We start from the raw sequence: 17,122 nt of genomic DNA, 5'->3' as shown, positions 1-17,122 counted from the left end.
CGATGATTAATTAAACTGCGATTAATGATGTGGCTATATCAACAAGTTCTGTAATGCTAAATTGAGAAATCTTTACTAACTCAGTAGTGCCGCATTCTGCCCTAAAGACTACACTTTTATTTTCATCTTCAATCACATTACATCTATAACAGCCAACTATGCCATCAGGTGTGGTAAACTTTATTTCTACTTGACTAAAAGTTTCATCCTCGTTTTGCTCAATTACATGACCTTGCACTTTGTAATTAAACCAATCCCAATTATATTTGAGCATCAACTCTCTTTCTAATATTTGCACTTGCCAAGGTAAAATACCCCAACCATGATAGACTTTTTTTAAACATTGGATATCGCCCGTTCGTGTCAAGATAGAAGTAAAGGATTTTTGGTCTAACCTAGCGTAATATCTGCCTTCTGGAAGCTCAATCATAGTTGGTGCAAAACGATGTCCACCAAAATGACTGCTTTGCCAAACTCGCACATGAGATAATGATAAATCTTCTACTGTTGCTAAGGCTTGACGATAAAAAGGATTGCCATATTTAGCACAGCATTTATCATGACTACCATGAGTACATACTAAAAAATCTCTAGTTTGAATATTGGTGTCTTCAGATTCTAGATTTTCATTTTTGATGCACTTTTGGATGATTGGTACTGCATCATTAATATCTGATAGGATATATTCTTTCTTGTTGTACCCTGAATATATTTCTTCTGTCTGGTAATAGATAATTAACCGAGTTCGCCCAGTTTGATAATAATTGGGATTGTAAATAAATACCAACCTTATATAACAAGCCGCTTCATCAATATCTGATTGTAAATCTTGTAATTTACTGGGAATATTTTTGGAATCTAGGGGTTGAGATGTCCAAGGTGGTGGAACTTCAATTAAGATATAATATTGGCGATTTATTGCAGTACCAATGGGGTCTTCTTTTGCTTGACAAGATTCCTCAGCACAGAAAATTTTGTTCATAATAAACCACAAAATCAGAGTTAGTAATTTCAGCTAATTACAATTATTATCAATAATTAAATATGATTTATGTTTGTTTGGGTACAAGTTTAAGGTGTCTTAGCTGACTCTGGATATTCAACAATGGCGTTACAGGTGACATATTTGAGAAAATTACATGGGTGTTCTGACTCGAACACCCACGTAACTAAATTATTTATCTTTTTATTGCTGCTAAGAAACTGATACAGCGACCTCTTTATCTCTGTTTTTCTTCCTAAAATTTACCAAATAATCCGATACCCAACGCTTAAGGTTCTACCTTGACCTGCGTAGTTAGCACTATCAAAGAAAGGTGCAAAGTATTGTGAGTAAACTGGGAAATATTGGTTATTGAAGAGGTTTTGAATGCCTATTTGTAGTTCCCCTTGACCTATTTTGATGCTGCTGATGTAGTCTACGGTGACGAAGCTGCTGATTTTACCATCCTCAACACCATCCTCAAAAGCCCGATCGCGATCGCCTGAGTAAAGTAATTGTAATCTGTTCCGCCAACCTTTGAGGGTTTGGTTTTCTACATAAGCGGTCAACTTCAATGGTGGGACTGTAATACTGTTGAGTGCTAGATATTCACCATCATTATTTGCATCATTTTCACCTTCTATCCAAGTCGCCGTACCCCCCACTCTCCAACCCTCAGTAGGTTGGACATCAACCGCAGCCTCTATACCGTAAACTTTTTGAGGAGCGCGAACAGTCTCTAGAAAATCAGTGCTACGGTTAAAGTTAAAAGCCGAACCTAAATCAGAATAGTTGTAGAAGCCAGATAAGGATGCTTGGACATTATCCCATTGACCGCGAATACCGATTTCATAGTTGTCTACTTTTTGTGGTTCAGTCAGTTGCAGAGAGTTTAAAATATTGACTACACCTGCTGGGGGTCGTCGGAAGACACGACCTAAATCGGGAACAGAGAAGCCTTGAGCAAAACTAGCAAATACACTTACTTCAGGCGTAAATTTGTAGACGATACCGCCATTAAATACTGTAGAGCCAAAACTGCGATCGCCCCCTTGAATATTCCGACGGGGAAAATCGGCGGTGATGTAGTCGTCTAAACTCACACCTATATTCACATAACGCAAGCCACCACTCAAGCGTAAGCTATCAGATACATCCCATTGTAATTGACCAAATACACCCAGTTCTCTAAAGTCATAATCTGGGACAAAAACACGCTCCTCAATCTTGCGAAAGATTCGACCCCCTGATGCGTCAAATTCCCCAGGATCGAAAATATTAAATTTTTGAGAACTACGCTCATTTTGATAGTCCACACCCCAAAGTAAACTCACTGTTTTTTGAGAGTTGAAGGGTGTCTCAACTTGCAATCTTCCGCCTAACTGTTCTGTACCCCCTTCTGAATCGGTAATCGCTCTTAAGCTACCACCTCGGTTATCATCAGGAATTCCCCCAGCAAAATTATAGTTACGATAGTAAGCTTGAGCCTGAAGTTTGCTACCGAAAATATTGTCGTTATTGTAATTTAAGCTCAGTAAAGTATTTGTGATAGAAATCCCTTGATCAGCACCAATCACAGTTGTTCCTTCCGGTAGCTTCAAGGCGCGAGATTTTTGAATACCAGGAATATCATCAACGGCTGGGTCGGAAATAAAATCACTATTTTGTTGCTGATTAAAGTGATTGAAAGTGAATTGCAGACGTTGTTCTGGCGATAATTCAACTCCTATCTTAGCCAAAGCGTTGATTTTGGTGCTATCATTATCACCTGCAAAATTAGCAATGCGATCGCCTTCTGCATCATAAAAACCCGCAGTTGTCACCAGAGAAAAACCCACAGTATAGTCAAATTTGCCTTCTGTCCCTGCAATTTGATGGGAAAGATTGTAACCAAAACTATCTTCGGAACGAGTTAAGGAGGTATCCAAACCAATATTTGTTGTGGAAGTTAGTTTTTGACCGCTTGGCCTCTTAGTAATAATATTGACTACACCACCAGTTGCTTGACCACCATAGATCGCATTCGGGCCACGCACAACTTCAATCCGTTCAATTGCACTGGGATCAATAGTGGTCAATTGTGCAGAAAATGATTGTAAATTACCATTTTGGGGAACTCCGTCAATTAAAACTGAGATGTTGCGACCCCGTAAATTTTGCCCGAATGTATCAGTCCGACTAATTGGTGAACCAAAGCCAGGAACAGTTTTTGCCAGAATGTCAGCTAAGTTAGTGCTTAACCTTGCTTGATCCTCAATCTGCTCACGAGTAATCACAGTTACAGAACGCGGTACATTTTGGATATCTTCTTCTGTACGCGTTGCTGTCACCACCAGTTCAATTGATGAGTCGCTTTCAGATGTTGTTGCATCTGGTGTTTCTTCACTAGTTGGCTGTGATGGTTGCGTTGGTGCTTGTGTAGTTGAGACAACGGGTGTCAAGCTAAAAATCAAACTCTGTTCACTATCAAATAATTCAACAGTTGGGACTTGTGACTCTCCCGTTACCACCACTCGAATAGTATTAGCATCAGCTTGAGTCACACTCACAGACACAATCCCAGCTACAGGATTACTCACACTAAAATCTTTATCCTCTGGTAGTGCTAGCACCGCATTGGGAATATCTGCAATATAACTATTGGCTTCAGTTTTAGTTACAGGTTGCAATGCTTCTGCTTGGGGAGTTTCTAAAAGAACTTCAATCCCTTTATCTGTAGAGTTGACTTTCACGCCCGTAACTTTTACTACTGATTGTTGCGCCATCAGTTGGGTGCTGCTGATAGCATGATAGGATTTAGTTTCAGCAACGGCTGGTTGCACTAGCAATGATATGCACGAAAAAACAAGACTTGCTGAAATGATTTCCTTCTGTTGCCAAGACTTCATACCGCTCACTCTTCTCACTATCCGAACTTGATATTGCAATTAATTTGCAAATTTCTTGAGAAAGAGTTTACGCAATTACCGAAGGTGAAGTCTACTCACAGACGGAGATTTTTGATCCCAAGCGGGAGGGACTTAGACAGGGGAGGTTTTCAGAAATTGGCTAAACTGTGGAATTTGCGTCTAGCCAATTGAGTAAGTCAGCGATGGTCGGAGACCCGCCTTTGGCGATCGGCTCTGCCGTTTCCCCTTGGGAAATCGCACTAAAATCTAATAAAGCTACTCTACTAGAATCCGCACCCAGCGCGTCAACACTCAGTGTTTCTAACTGTTCTAGAGAAAGACTTTGAATCTGTTCCCGAACTTCTGCGGGTAAATCTCCCACCCGTTTTTGCAGTAACCGTAGTAAAGTTGCTTGCTCACCTTCTTGTTTCCCTTCTTCCTTGCCACGCTCGTAGCCAATGCGCTCACCTGTGGTAATGTAACTTATAGTACGCTCCTGCTCAAATTGTTTAAACTTTTGCCAAAATTCTGCTTCTAACGCTTTTGGTAAAATCATAACCCAATCACTGACTAAATTAATGAGATAATTTACTAATTAGGGGCTACAACTTGATTCCACTTTATGACAATCACCATTTCTCAACAAGCCTTTGACGAACTATGGCAAGAGATACGGACTAATGGAACTAGTCGTTATCCAGATCCCAAAGACCAGTTTGATGTGATGTACCATGTTCCGCAGGCATTCGGACGGGGTTACTGGCGGGAGATTCAACTACGGGAAGGTTTGCAGTTAACTATTGCTGACTACAAAGTGAGCGATCGCCTAATGATAGAATTCTCTGATCTAGATACACCTGGAATAGAGTATCATTTTCATCTGTCTGGTGAAACTCACTGTCGGGAAACCCACCTTGAAGGGTTATTGCATGGAACAAGCATGGCAAATGCTACAAACAGGAACATGGAAAGTGGGAGAAGTTGCCAATATAGTCGGTTATAAAGATTTAACTGCTTTTGGCAGGGCATTTCGCAAAAAATTTGGCATCCGTCCACGGGATTGTATAAAAAAATATTCCGTTTAAGCCGAATAAAAATTCCGTTTGAGCATAATTATATCTATCTTCACCTTGATGTTTTTCCCTAAGCTAGTTAGGAAATATTTTGATTAAGCTTCAAGGTGTGGGAGTTATGGTGAATTGGCTACAACTGCGATCGCTATTGCTGACAGGTGTATTTTTTATTCTGGGAGTGCAAGCAACATGGGCAAAGGATACTAATTCTAATAGTAACGCTCAAATTTTGGTACAGTCACCAATACCAACATCAGAAATTATCCCAGTCACAGGAGTTAAGGCGACTCCCACTGAAAAAGGTGTGGAGATAATTTTAGAGACACCTGTTGGAGAAAAATTACAAGTTACAAATCGCAGCACTGATAATAATTTTATTGCAGATATTCCTAATGCTCAGTTGCGTTCACCTAATGGCAATGCTTTCAACTTTCGTTCGGAAAAACCAAGTGCGGGAATTACTGAAATAACAGTCATCAATGCTGATGCAAATACTGTGAGGGTGACGGTGGTAGGTGAAACTAGTCTACCAACAGTTGAATTATTTGATGACAATGCTGGGCTGGTTTTTGGTATAACATCTGCTGCAACAGCAATGCAACCACCATCACAAGAACTGGAAACACCACCAACTGACGAAATACCGACAACTGAGACACCACCAGCAGAACCCGTTGCACAACCAGATGAAATTATTGAGTTGCTAGTCACAGGCGAACAAGGTGGATATCGTGTGCCAAATGCTACTACTGGAAGTAGGCTTGATATTCCACTAATAGAAACACCTGCATCTATTGGCGTAATTACAGAGGAATTCATTGAGGATAAAGCACCCCGACGAGTAGAAGATTTAGCTCCTTATATTAGTGGAGTAACAGCAGGAGATATTGGACAGGGTGGACTCTTCACTGACTTTCAAATTCGTGGCTTCAATGTAGGTAGCCAAGTTTATATCAATGGGTTACGAGATAATTACCGTTCTTTAATCAGAGACTTTGCTAATATTGAACGTCTGGAAATTTTGAAAGGTTTGTCTTCCTTACTTTATGGAACAGGTGCGCCTGGTGGAGTAGTTAACTATATTACAAAAAAGCCCCAAGCCACCCCTAGTTATAAATTTTCAGCCGATGTAGGTAGCTTTAATTTTTATCGCGGTGAGGTTGATTTAACAGGGCCGTTAACTCAAGACAAAAATCTACTTTATCGCCTCAATTTAGCTTTTCAAGATTCAGATTATTTCGTAGACAACGTTGAAGACAATCGCATTTTTGTTGCTCCGTCACTAACCTTTTTAACGGGTGGTGGCGGTTCTTTAACAGTTGAAGGGGAGTATTACCGACAAGATAAAGACTTTAATACTGGAGCTAAATTCTTTAATGGTCAGATTTTTTATGACCGCAGTTATACAGACCCTCGCAATAGCCAGATTTACAATCATTATCGCATAGCCGCCTATTTAGATCAGCCCATTAGTAAAGAGTGGTCAGTTAATCTGAGCGGTCAGTATTTTAATACACAAAGGGAAGCTAATCCAATTTTTGTCGCACTTGGTTTTCAGGGTGACACATTAACACGTTTTTACCGCACAATTTTTGATGATTATTATCAATACAATCTGCGAGGTGAAATCAGGGGAAACTTCAATATTGGAGCTTCAGAACATAAGTTACTCACAGGCATTGAGTACAATTATTACCGTTCCAGATTCAATGGTGTGAATGCTGGTTTTTTTGGCAGTATAGACGTTGCTAACCCTAGTTTTGATGTTCCTATTCCTACTGGACTTACTAATCGTACAATTGATTTTGATGATAGTGAGTGGGGCATTTACATTCAAGATTTCGTAAAGTTTGGGCAATTTCGGTTACTAGCTGGTTTGCGCTATGGCGGATTTGATTCTGTGACTGGTAGCGCAGAAAATTTTGTTTCTCCTAGCATCGGTTTAGTTTATAGCTTGTCAGATTTCGCTTCACTTTATGCTAGCTTTAGTAAATCCACAGAGCCACAATATGGTTTACTTTCAGATGGGAATTTTCCTAACCCTAGAAAGGCTACTCAATATGAAGTGGGTGCTAAAGTAAATCTGTTAAATGATAGGCTGACTATTACAACTGCACTGTTTAACTTAGAGCAAATAAATATTGCAGAGGCTGATCCCAGTAACCCAGATTTTAGTATCCTTGTAGGCGATGTTCGTAGCCGTGGCTTGGAATTAGATATTAACGGAAAAGTAACTGATAATTTTAGTTTGATTGCAGCTTACACCTACCAAGACTCAGTAATTACCAACAGTGCCGTCCCTGGGCAAGAAGGAAATCGCCCAATTAATAGTCCACAACACAGCGTAGGTCTTTATGGCAAGTACGAGTTTACGGAAGGTTCGCTCAGAGGATTAAGTTTAGGTACAGGTTTAGTTTATGTGGGTGAAAGAAAAGGAGATAACGAAAATAGCTTTGAGCTTCCTGGTTATATGCGAGTTGATTTAGGTGCTGCTTACAAAGTGAATAACTTGACCTTTAGATTAGCTGTTGAAAACCTTTTTGATATTCGTTATGCTTCCGGTTCAAATAATCGGGCTAACATTACTCAAGGTTCACCTTTTGCAATTACTGGATCAGTTTCACTACAGTTTTAATTGTATTGATTCTTGACTGAATTTTATCTAGTAAAAAACAATGGCAATACGCTCCGGGATACGTTGTTTATTATTAATGGTTGTGATTTTTGGACTGATTACAGCTTGTAGCGGTTACACAGTTCAAAACACAGTTTTTCCTACTGAAGTGGCAAGTAAAGATTGCCGCATGGTTAAACACACAATGGGTAAAACTTGCGTTCCCATAAATTAACTGATGATGACCAAAAATTTCTAGAAGAACTCAAGCAAAAACCACTGTGGAAAAATCTGCGAGCCGTTCAACAAAATCACGTTTACTCTATAGATTATCTAACTTGGCGAGCCGGAAATTTACTGGCTGCTGATGCAGTAATTGATGACTTATTTAAATATCTTGTCAACACGCCTTGAATTGTGTCTGTGTATTTGTATAGATAAATTTTTGTCACTGAATTCATTTAAGCGATCGCTCATTTCATTACAGTTCATCAGAAGCGATCGCATTAATTTGCTTGTAGCCAGTTGAGCAGGTCAGCGATCGCACTAAAATCTAATAAAGCTTCACCCAGTGTTTCCAACTGTTCTAGAGAAAGACTTTGAATCTGTTCCCGAACTTCTGCGGGTAAATCTCCCACCCGTTTTTGCAGTAACCGTAGTACAATAGCTTGCTCACCTTCTTGTTTCCCTTCTTCCTTGCCACGCTCGTAGCCAATGCGCTCACCTGTGGTAATGTAACTCATAGTACGCTCCTGCTCAAATTGTTTAAACTCTTGCCAAAATTCTGCTTCTAACGCTTTTGGTAAAATCATAACCCAATCAATAAAACGATAAAGGTTACGAATATCCCTTTCTTGTAGCCCTTGTGCGTACAGTCGCCGAATTAAGCTAAATTTCCATGCTTTGCGTTCTCCTGGTTGCTTAGTGGTTTGCTGTGTCTTTAAATGTGCCATTACCACCGTAGCAAAAGGATTATCGCTGGCTTCTAATTCTGCCCATCGATTTTGATAATCGAGTAGCTTGATACTACCAAATCTAAAGAGCAAAGCACAATCAGGATAATTGTAACTGTATTGATTTGGTCGCCAAGTTAAGTCAGCATCACACAAAATTGCTAGACTGATGGCGGGTTGACCAAATTTGTCAAAGATTCGCAGGTTATAAGAAAACATCCTTTCGGCAAAGTCATCTTCTGGTTTGGCTTGGATTTCTACATGAATCAATAACCAAATTTCCTCTCCTTGAAGTTGCCACACTTTGACTAATTTATCGGCGTATCTTCTACCCTGTTCGGCTTCCCTTGCTATTTGTTGAAATTCCTTGTCGAGAAATTCATGGGGACGTTCCCAGTTAATTAGTGCGGCTGTTTGGGGGAAGAAAAACTGCATTGCTTGGGGAAAGTAGGCTTCTAAAATTTCTTTCCACGGTGAATCATTATCGGCTCTCTCTCTTTCCTCGCTCATGGGTTAATTACTATATTGGTGTTTCTCATCATCATGTTAAAACATCATTGACTTTGATATTTTGTAGATTAATTAAGCCGTTTTCCTTCCTAATTTACAAACTTTTGGACTAATACCAAATTTGCGCTTAAATGCGGCTGCAAAATGACCAGGGTTAGAATATCCAACATGAGAGGCTACCTCTGCTACATTTTGCTGACCTTCTTGTAATAGCATTTGCGCCATTTCCATGCGGTAGTTGTGTAGGTAGCCAAAGACGGTTGTACCAAACACTTCCCGAAATCCTAATTTTAATTTATTGTCATTGACACCTACTATTTTTGCTAAATCCAGCAGTGTAGGAGGGTTATCATATTGACTAATTAAAATTTCTTTGGCGTGGTGAATTCTTTGAATATCAGGTGCTTTAAGATTAACTATAGTTTTTCTATTTTCTTCAGCTTCTAGTATTTGCGCTAACTGTAAAGCTAGAAGTTCCAGCACCTTGCTTTCTAGATAAATTCGTTGCACCATGCCTTGATAGGGTGCATTCAACAGATGTGATAATACAGTTTGCATTGTGGGTGTAATTTTCCCCACTGGTAGATGAAAACGCGGTGGATGATCACTTTCTAGTAAAGGTTGCAATTGTTTGGGTACAGATGTAAACCCAGTAACAAAATTTCTGAGGAAATTGATGTCAAAAATAATTCTGATTATATAATAGCGATCGCCTGCAAAATATTGCTCTATTTCTTCTATATCTGGTAAATAAAATAAATAATTATTTCCTGCTGTTTCTTGATATTTTTCTTGCACTCCTGCAATACCAGGACAAATTACACTATGATTTCCCTCTAGATAAAATTTTGCGATCAGTGGATATTCATCATCATGATTATTCTGAATATTTACTTGACGATATTGAGTTTTATCAAAAATTTCTAGAGATAATCCTGGGCGTAGCTGCATTTCCTGATAAGAACTACGAGTAAAGTTACTTTCCCATTTCTCTACAAAGTCGAAGGATTTACTAGAATCTACAGCCTGTAATATCTTCAAACTTGCTTCTACAACTTCATCGTATTGTTCTTTCGTCAGAATTTCCAACATCTTTGGGCAGCAATTTCAGATAATAAATTGCTAATTGTTATCAATTGACTAAGGTATTATATGATAATTTACCTCATTTGTGGGATAATTACAATACAAAAACTATATCATTTAGTAGATGACTTGCAACTATCTTATTGCTAGCGATCGCCATAATCACAAGACCTAAGCAACCAAAATCTTTGCATTGCAAGGGTTTAATATCATATCTGCTTGATTACACGCAGAACTCCACCCACTGCTTATTAGTCTCTTCTCCGTAAATGCTACGGTGAAAACAAAAGTCTTGGCGCAGTATGTGGGATATCTGTTCAATAAGAAACATCACTTGAAAAGACATATCGTCTACAACTCTATACGCCTTAATTTAGGTAAAAGTCTTCCTGTGTTTTCCATGTAAATTTGATATTGTTCACCAAATTGCTCAATCATCATTTATTCTTCATTATTGATACGAGCAAAGTATAAAAATCCATAGGATATGATTCCCGAAAATCCAGCTAGCCAGTTATCTAGTAATAACGCTTGGGCAATTACCCACAACCAAATAGATGTATACATGGGATGCCGAATTTTTTGATAAATTCCGTTGGTGATGAGAGTATGTCCTTCCCTTACTTCTAGTGTAGGCGACCAATTAATACCTAAATCATCATGCGATCGCCAAAACATCCATATCCCCATCAGGAATACAAAAATGCCTGTAATATTTGCCCAAATTGGTAATCTGTAATTAGCAAATTCGAGGAATGGTGTGAGGACATAAATAACGGGTAGAAATAACATCCCGATAGATGTCAGGAACAAAACAAACTTTTCTAGCGAAGTTTTTTTGTCGATGATAATAGAATTATTCTTATTTCTTCGCTGATATGAAAAGCGAATACTGTAAATTGTTACCAAACAAATCATGAAAACAATTTTTAATGATACGGTGTTCATGTTCATCAGTATTTGTTTTAGTTGGCTAATCAAAGCACTATTCATGCCGTGCTGTACTAGAAGCAGAGTCAATCGCCACAGTCCTAAAGAACCGCACACTCAAATATCTCTGCATGAAGAAATTATCGGTGTGGTGTTTTCATCTTAACAAGAATATTTCTTAAAAAGCAAGGGGATAAAAGTCGATGGCAATGGTACAAACGCCCAAGATAGCTGAAATTTAAGAAATTTGCCGCCAAATGGATTGTAAATTCAAGGGTTTAAGACACAAAAATCAGCGATCGCGGTATGATTATTGCTAATAAATATCATAAAGCTGCGGCTATCTACAAGTTGCTCTTGCAAGAGGCATGAGATAATTTTCATGAAATCCAAACAAATACGCCACATTGTATTTTTCCTACACCGCTACCTCGGCTTGGTTGTGGGATTATTGCTAGTTAACCTGAGTTCGGGATAAGGAAAAGGACAGGTAGTAAGCTGAAAATAACAACAAATCCAGCAGCCTGTCCTATGTTTAGTTTAGATGCTTTGTTCTGTCATGTAGATGATTTCTGTAAAGCGTTTGAAGCGCAATGGCACAAAAAATTGTTAAATCATGGAGGAATAAAACGTTTTCGTGCTAAAAGCTTATGTTTAAGTGAAATCATGACAATTATCATCGCTTTTCATCAAAATCACTACCGGAATTTCAAGCATTTTTATTTAAATCAAGTGAAACAACAGTGGAGTTCTGCATTTCCAGGTCTTCCTTCTTATCAACGATTTATTGAATGGATGCCATCAACCTTGATACCTTTGTGTGTCTATCTGAAGCATTGTTTTGGACAATGTACAGGTATCGGTTTTATCGATTCAACTTGCTTGAAGGTATGTCATAATCGTCGGATTTCTAGGCATAAGGTGTTTGAAGGTTTAGCCGCTCGTGGCAAGACTTCTGTGGATTGGTTTTTTGGTTTTAAGCTGCATCTGGTCGTCAATGAGTTTGGTCAACTCTTAAATGTATCTCTGACTCCTGGTAATGTCGATGACCGTCAACCAGTACCCGATTTACTGAGTGGTCTGTTTGGCAAAATATTTGCCGATAGAGGTTATGTTTCACAAAAACTTGCTTCTCAACTTTTACAAGACTTCGGAATTGAATTTTTTGCCAAACCCCGTCGCAATATGAAGAATAAGCTAATGCGTCTTCATGACAAGCTTTTGTCCCGTAAACGCTCAATTATTGAGACGATTAATGACCAACTCAAAAATATTTCTCAAATTGAGCATTCCAGACATCGATAGCGAAGCGGTAGCCGGTACCCCGGCGTCAGCCCTGTTAATTTTTGCGTTAACGTTCTTTGCGGATTAATCGCTTATTGTCATCAACCTAAGAAACCTAGCCTTCAACTGGAGTGGCTTTTACCTCCTTATCTTTAACCCGAACTCAGGTTAGTTATTGTCGGCTTAACTGGTAGTGTACTAGTTTTTCAAAGAGAAATTGACCAATTCCTAGTCAGTCAGCAATTTGGACAAATCATTGCCCAAGGCTATCGCTTATCTCTAATATCTATATTGGAGAACGTCAAAACCGCCTATGCTTCCCAACCCAATCTTAAAATCTCCAGTATCAACACACTTCCTAACCCTCTAGTCCCTTATCGTGTCTTCTTGCAAGCACCTAAAGATAAATGGTTGGAAGTTTTTGTTAATCCCTACACTGGCACAATTATGGGTTCTCGTGATTGGGATCAAACCCTAATTGGCTATACTTTTAAACTTCACTACCAACTGCTTGCAGGTGACACTGGTACAATCATCGTCGGGGTTGTCGCCTTTGTACTGTTGATTGTTAGTATCTCTGGAATTATTCTCTGGCCTGGTTGGCGCAGATTTATTTCAGGGTTCAAAATTAAGTGGAATGCTCATCCCCAGCGAGTCAACTTTGATATTCATAAAGTTGCAGGTATTATTGCAGGTATCTTCTTGAGTATGATAGCCTTCACAGGTGTGTGCTGGAATTTTTGGGACTTCTCCAGACCTCTCATCCATACTGTGACAATGACTCCCATTCCTCCCACACCTGTGTCTCAACCCATCAAAGGAAAATTATCTTTGAGTCTGGGTGAAATTCTCCAACAAGCCGATACTGCTTTTCCTGGTGCTGTTACTACCTACATTAGCCTACCGCAAACACCAGAAGAAGTATTCAGAATAGGGAAAAAATTACCGCAAGAAACAACGCCCTATGGTAGCTCTCGGATTTACCTAGACCAGTATACAGGTGCAGTAGTACAACTGAAAAATGGTTTGCAACCATCACGAGCCGACCGCATTCTAGACTCTTTTACACCCATACATTACGGAACTTTTTGGGGATTACCATCTCGGATTTTCTACGTTTTCGTAGGACTTACGCCACTGATTTTATTTATCACGGGATTTATCATGTGGCGATATCGTCCTCAAAATAAAGATAAATCAGCCGTGACCAAAGAATTTGTACATTAGACATCGACCAAAATCAAGTAGAGAGGTAGGATTTCTACTTCTCTAACAAAGATTTTGGATAATTTTTTCCATCCAATTACAAAAGAGAAGATTTAGCTTGCAGTTTCCTTTCTCCCTTGCGACCTATGGGAATACACATTGGTGTCCCCACAACTGGGTCAGCCACAACACGACACTCTAAGCCAAAAACCTCGTGTACCATCTCTTCAGTCATTACCTGCTGGGGTTCTCCAGCCGTAAAAATCCGGCCTTGTTTCACAACAACCAGATAATCTGCATAACGACAAGCCTGATTTAAATCATGCAACACCATGACAATAGTCCGTCCCTGATGTTGGTTCAATTCATATAACAAATCTAAAACTTCTATCTGATGTGCCAAATCCAAAAAAGTAGTCGGTTCATCTAACAGTAAAATATCTGTATCTTGTGCTAATGCCATTGCAATCCAAGCACGTTGTCTTTGTCCACCAGATAAAGTATCTAATCCTCTATCATCCAACTCTAATAAACTTGTAATTTCTAGTGCCTGTTGGACAATTTTTTCATCTTTTTCTGACCACTGCTGCAACCAATTTTGATAAGGATAGCGTCCTTGTGCTACCAAGTCTCTGACTGTTAATCCTTCCGGTGCAACTGGCCCTTGCGGTAATATCCCTAATTGCTTCGCTACATCCTTAGTAGAAAGATTAAAAATAGATTGCCCATCAAGATAAACTGTACCGCCATAGGGTTTAAGAAGTCTAGCTAGACCTCGTAATAAAGTTGATTTACCACAACCATTTGCACCTACTAAAGCACTAATTTGTCCTGTGGGAATCGACAAATTCAGGTCACGAATAATTGGCGCACCATCGTAAGCTAAAGACAGACCTTTGGTTGATAATCCTTTCATAGCTGTTACCGTTTTTAATTTTGAAGGAGGTAGGAGGTAGGAGGCAAGGAGCGAGAAATTTTTGAATTTTGTAGCTTGCTTCTCTTACGAGACGCTAACGCGAACCCGTAGTGAATTCTGAATTTTGACCCTTCACTTCGTTCGAGGGCAAGATTTTGAATTTTGAATTGATCTACTTCTTCCGATTACGAATTAACAAATAGAGAAAATAAGGCGCACCAATAGCAGCCGTCACGACCCCACAAGGAATTTCTATAGGTGCAAACAAGGTTCTGCCTAGCAAATCTGCGGCGACAACAATCACTCCCCCTAACAATGCAGAGGTAGGAATCAAGCCTTCATGATTTGTACCTACTAACTGTCTGCCTAAATGGGGTGCAATTAAACCAACAAAACCAATCATTCCCGCCGTGGCGACTCCTGCACCGGCTAAGGCTACACCCACTAGCACGAGTAAACCACGTTGCCATTCCACCCGGCTACCTAAACCTTTGGCAACATCATCTCCTAAATTTAAGGCGTTCAAATGTCTTGCCAATGTCAACGCCATCGGTACGAATACAATTAACCAAGGTAAGAAGGAAAAGACTTGTTCCCAGGTGCGTCCGTAGACACTACCAGCCAACCATACAAGGGCATCACTGACACTGTAGATTTCGCCAAAGGTAATCATCAAGCTGGTAAATGCGCTGGCGATCGCAGACAACCCCACACCCATTAAAATTAACAAAATGGGTGAACTACCATTATTCCAAGCTAGGGAGTAAATCAGCACAGCCATCAATAAAGCCCCAGCAAAGGCTGATAGAGGCAAGGTGTAAATGGGTGCGGCAGGAAATAAAATAATAACTGTCACTGCTGCAAGACTCGCGCCGGCATTAATGCCAATAATCCCAGGGTCAGCTAAGGGGTTACGTGTTAGCCCTTGAAAGATAGTACCAGAAATTGCCAGTGCTACCCCCACCATAAAAGCGACAAGGGTACGAGGTAGACGCAGATTGTGAATCACAAAAGCATGGTCTGGATTGCCTGTATCTATACCAAATACAGTTTTGATGATATCTAAAGGTGAGATAGGATACTCACCCCTACCCACATTAATCACCATCGCGATCGCAATTACTACTGCCAAACAAAGCAGCATCAGTGGTACGCGTCGGTCTATGCGAAAAGATATCGCCTCGGAACGGATGACGAGCCAATCTACCTTCATTTCTTCACCTTTGACTTAGCCAAGTAGACAAAAAAGGGCGCACCAACTAGTGCTGTCATTACTCCCACGGGTAATTCTTGAGGTTTGAGTAAGATACGCGCAGCGACATCAGCAACTAAGAGTAAAGTTGCTCCTACTACTGCGGAGTAAGGCAAAATCCAACGGTAATCAGCTTTGATGAAAAACCTCACCATGTGGGGAACAACTAAGCCAATAAAGCCAATTGGCCCGGCCAGGGATACGGAACTTCCCGCCAGTAAAACAACGCTGATGGCTGTCGTAATTTTCACCCAAGCTGTCTCTTGACCCAAGCCTTTAGCTACGTCTTCACCCAGACTCATAGTTGTAATTTGTCTACCCAAGGCAAAGGCTACTACTAAGCCAACAACAACGAAAGGCAATGCTGACAATAATATGTTGAAATCCCTTCCAGCTAAAGAACCAGCCAACCAAAATCTAATTTCTTCTAAGGTGCGTTGACTGACGATGAGAATAGCTGTGGTGAGGGAAGAAATCAGAGCCGTGATCGCCGCGCCTGCTATGGTGATATTTAATGGTGTAGCTCCTCCTGGCCCCAGAGAACCAAGGAAGTAGACTAATATGGCGGTGACTCCTGCACCCACAAAGGCCACAATAGTCAACAGACTCAAAGACGAGCTGCCAAACACAAAAGTTGTAGCAACTACAGCCAATGCAGCCCCCGATTCAATCCCCAAAATCCCTGGATCGGCTAGGGGGTTGCGTGTCAAACCCTGCATTAATGCCCCGGCGACTGCTAAGGCTGATCCTACCAAAAGAGCAACAAGCGATCGCGGTAATCTCACCGTCTGAATGACTAAATGTTCATAAGAACCATCAAAGGTGATAAAGGATTCCAGAATCTTGTTTAACGGTATTTCTGCTGCACCCAATGTAACACTATACACCAAACAAGTTAGCAGAATCAGTATGCCTAGAATCAGACCCACTAATGGCGATATTTTGGGTGGATTCCAGTTCTTTGGTGATGCTGTGGTTGCTCTTGTCATTATCTTCTAGTTAATTGAAAAATATAGTCATTTGGGTAAGTTAGTTGTGCTTTCTTTGACATTTGCAAGTTCAACATCTTAATTGAGAATTAATATAAGAATATCAAGTGTTTAAGCAAGGTATATTCTCCTATTCTTAAGATTTTCCGCCTGATGTAAGCGGAAAGGTTCAAGATTATACTTTATACTTATTAGTATATTTTTTCAACTTTTTGTAGTGTTGTTTGATGAAAAAACAGAAATAATTGCCAAATGGTTGAGACAGTTAGTTACTTGCTGTGTAGTTGAATGCTGAAAGTCAACACGGAAAATATACAAGTTAGATCCCTGACAGCTTAGTATGTTTGCTATGCCAAAGATGGCACTGCATATAATGTCTGCAACGCTCTAACTGTAGAAACGACCAAAATTAATGATACAGTCTCTTATTTTTTTCTAT

The 17,122-nt window shown here is 39.9% G+C and carries 13 protein-coding genes and 2 pseudogenes; 6 read left to right on the top strand and 9 right to left on the bottom strand.

The window, feature by feature from the left end; genetic code table 11:
• Window positions 1-10: 10 nt before the first annotated feature.
• The 3 genes and pseudogenes from L6494_RS20270 to L6494_RS20260 all read right to left on the bottom strand — a co-directional run.
• Window positions 11-982 carry a sucrase ferredoxin gene (locus L6494_RS20270; RefSeq protein WP_237989569.1) on the bottom strand — a complete coding sequence of 324 codons (972 nt, stop codon included), beginning with the start codon at window positions 980-982 and terminating at the stop codon, window positions 11-13.
• A gap of 263 nt (window positions 983-1,245) precedes the next feature.
• Complete coding sequence (locus L6494_RS20265) at window positions 1,246-3,870, bottom strand: TonB-dependent siderophore receptor (RefSeq protein WP_237989568.1); 2,625 nt, start codon at window positions 3,868-3,870, stop codon at window positions 1,246-1,248.
• A 160-nt stretch (window positions 3,871-4,030) separates the two neighbouring features.
• A pseudogene (locus L6494_RS20260) lies at window positions 4,031-4,435 on the bottom strand (DUF4351 domain-containing protein); the annotation flags it as partial.
• Between the two features lie 57 nt (window positions 4,436-4,492).
• Between L6494_RS20260 and L6494_RS20255 the strand changes: the two are divergent.
• The 4 genes from L6494_RS20255 to L6494_RS20240 all read left to right on the top strand — a co-directional run bounded on the left by L6494_RS20255 (window position 4,493) and on the right by L6494_RS20240 (window position 7,971).
• A complete protein-coding gene (locus L6494_RS20255; protein WP_237989567.1) occupies window positions 4,493-4,873 on the top strand; it encodes a hypothetical protein in 381 nt (126 codons plus the stop codon).
• Complete coding sequence (locus tag L6494_RS20250) at window positions 4,800-4,955, top strand: helix-turn-helix domain-containing protein (protein WP_330911032.1); 156 nt, start codon at window positions 4,800-4,802, stop codon at window positions 4,953-4,955. The genes L6494_RS20255 and L6494_RS20250 overlap by 74 nt, the downstream gene beginning before the upstream one ends.
• 79 nt (window positions 4,956-5,034) lie before the next feature.
• Window positions 5,035-7,578, top strand: coding sequence for a TonB-dependent siderophore receptor (locus L6494_RS20245; protein WP_237989564.1), 2,544 nt, complete (start codon window positions 5,035-5,037; stop codon window positions 7,576-7,578).
• A 195-nt stretch (window positions 7,579-7,773) separates the two neighbouring features.
• Complete coding sequence (locus tag L6494_RS20240) at window positions 7,774-7,971, top strand: hypothetical protein (RefSeq protein ID WP_237989562.1); 198 nt, start codon at window positions 7,774-7,776, stop codon at window positions 7,969-7,971.
• Between the two features lie 92 nt (window positions 7,972-8,063).
• Here L6494_RS20240 and L6494_RS20235 read toward each other — a convergent pair whose 3' ends face one another.
• The 3 genes from L6494_RS20235 to L6494_RS20225 all read right to left on the bottom strand — a co-directional run bounded on the left by L6494_RS20235 (window position 8,064) and on the right by L6494_RS20225 (window position 11,153).
• Window positions 8,064-9,020 carry a DUF4351 domain-containing protein gene (locus L6494_RS20235; RefSeq protein ID WP_237989561.1) on the bottom strand — a complete coding sequence of 319 codons (957 nt, stop codon included), beginning with the start codon at window positions 9,018-9,020 and terminating at the stop codon, window positions 8,064-8,066.
• Window positions 9,021-9,092: 72 nt separating this feature from the next.
• Window positions 9,093-10,112, bottom strand: a complete 1,020-nt coding sequence (locus tag L6494_RS20230; RefSeq protein WP_237989560.1) for a helix-turn-helix transcriptional regulator — start codon at window positions 10,110-10,112, stop codon at window positions 9,093-9,095.
• Between the two features lie 435 nt (window positions 10,113-10,547).
• Window positions 10,548-11,153, bottom strand: coding sequence for a protein-S-isoprenylcysteine O-methyltransferase (locus L6494_RS20225; RefSeq protein ID WP_237989559.1), 606 nt, complete (start codon window positions 11,151-11,153; stop codon window positions 10,548-10,550).
• 414 nt (window positions 11,154-11,567) lie between these two features.
• On the opposite strand from L6494_RS20225, the pseudogene L6494_RS20220 reads away from it, so the two are divergent.
• A pseudogene (locus L6494_RS20220) lies at window positions 11,568-12,476 on the top strand (IS982 family transposase).
• An 18-nt stretch (window positions 12,477-12,494) separates the two neighbouring features.
• The gene (locus tag L6494_RS20215; RefSeq protein ID WP_330911088.1) at window positions 12,495-13,547 is read left to right on the top strand and encodes a PepSY-associated TM helix domain-containing protein; all 1,053 of its coding nucleotides are present in this window, start codon (window positions 12,495-12,497) and stop codon (window positions 13,545-13,547) included.
• A 76-nt stretch (window positions 13,548-13,623) separates the two neighbouring features.
• On the opposite strand, the gene L6494_RS20210 is transcribed toward L6494_RS20215, so the two are convergent.
• From L6494_RS20210 to L6494_RS20200, 3 genes are all read right to left on the bottom strand, one after another.
• The gene (locus L6494_RS20210) at window positions 13,624-14,442 is read right to left on the bottom strand and encodes an ABC transporter ATP-binding protein (protein ID WP_237989558.1); all 819 of its coding nucleotides are present in this window, start codon (window positions 14,440-14,442) and stop codon (window positions 13,624-13,626) included.
• 172 nt (window positions 14,443-14,614) lie between these two features.
• Window positions 14,615-15,655, bottom strand: coding sequence for a FecCD family ABC transporter permease (locus tag L6494_RS20205; protein WP_237989557.1), 1,041 nt, complete (start codon window positions 15,653-15,655; stop codon window positions 14,615-14,617).
• Window positions 15,652-16,683, bottom strand: a complete 1,032-nt coding sequence (locus tag L6494_RS20200) for a FecCD family ABC transporter permease (RefSeq protein WP_237989556.1) — start codon at window positions 16,681-16,683, stop codon at window positions 15,652-15,654. Before L6494_RS20200 ends, L6494_RS20205 begins: the two co-directional genes overlap by 4 nt.
• Between the last annotated feature and the right edge of the window lie 439 nt (window positions 16,684-17,122).

Source organism: Nostoc sp. UHCC 0870 (assembly GCF_022063185.1).
Lineage (GTDB): Bacteria > Cyanobacteriota > Cyanobacteriia > Cyanobacteriales > Nostocaceae > Trichormus.
The sequence above is the reverse complement of the archived record's forward strand: the minus strand, read 5'-3'. Positions and strand labels throughout refer to the sequence as shown.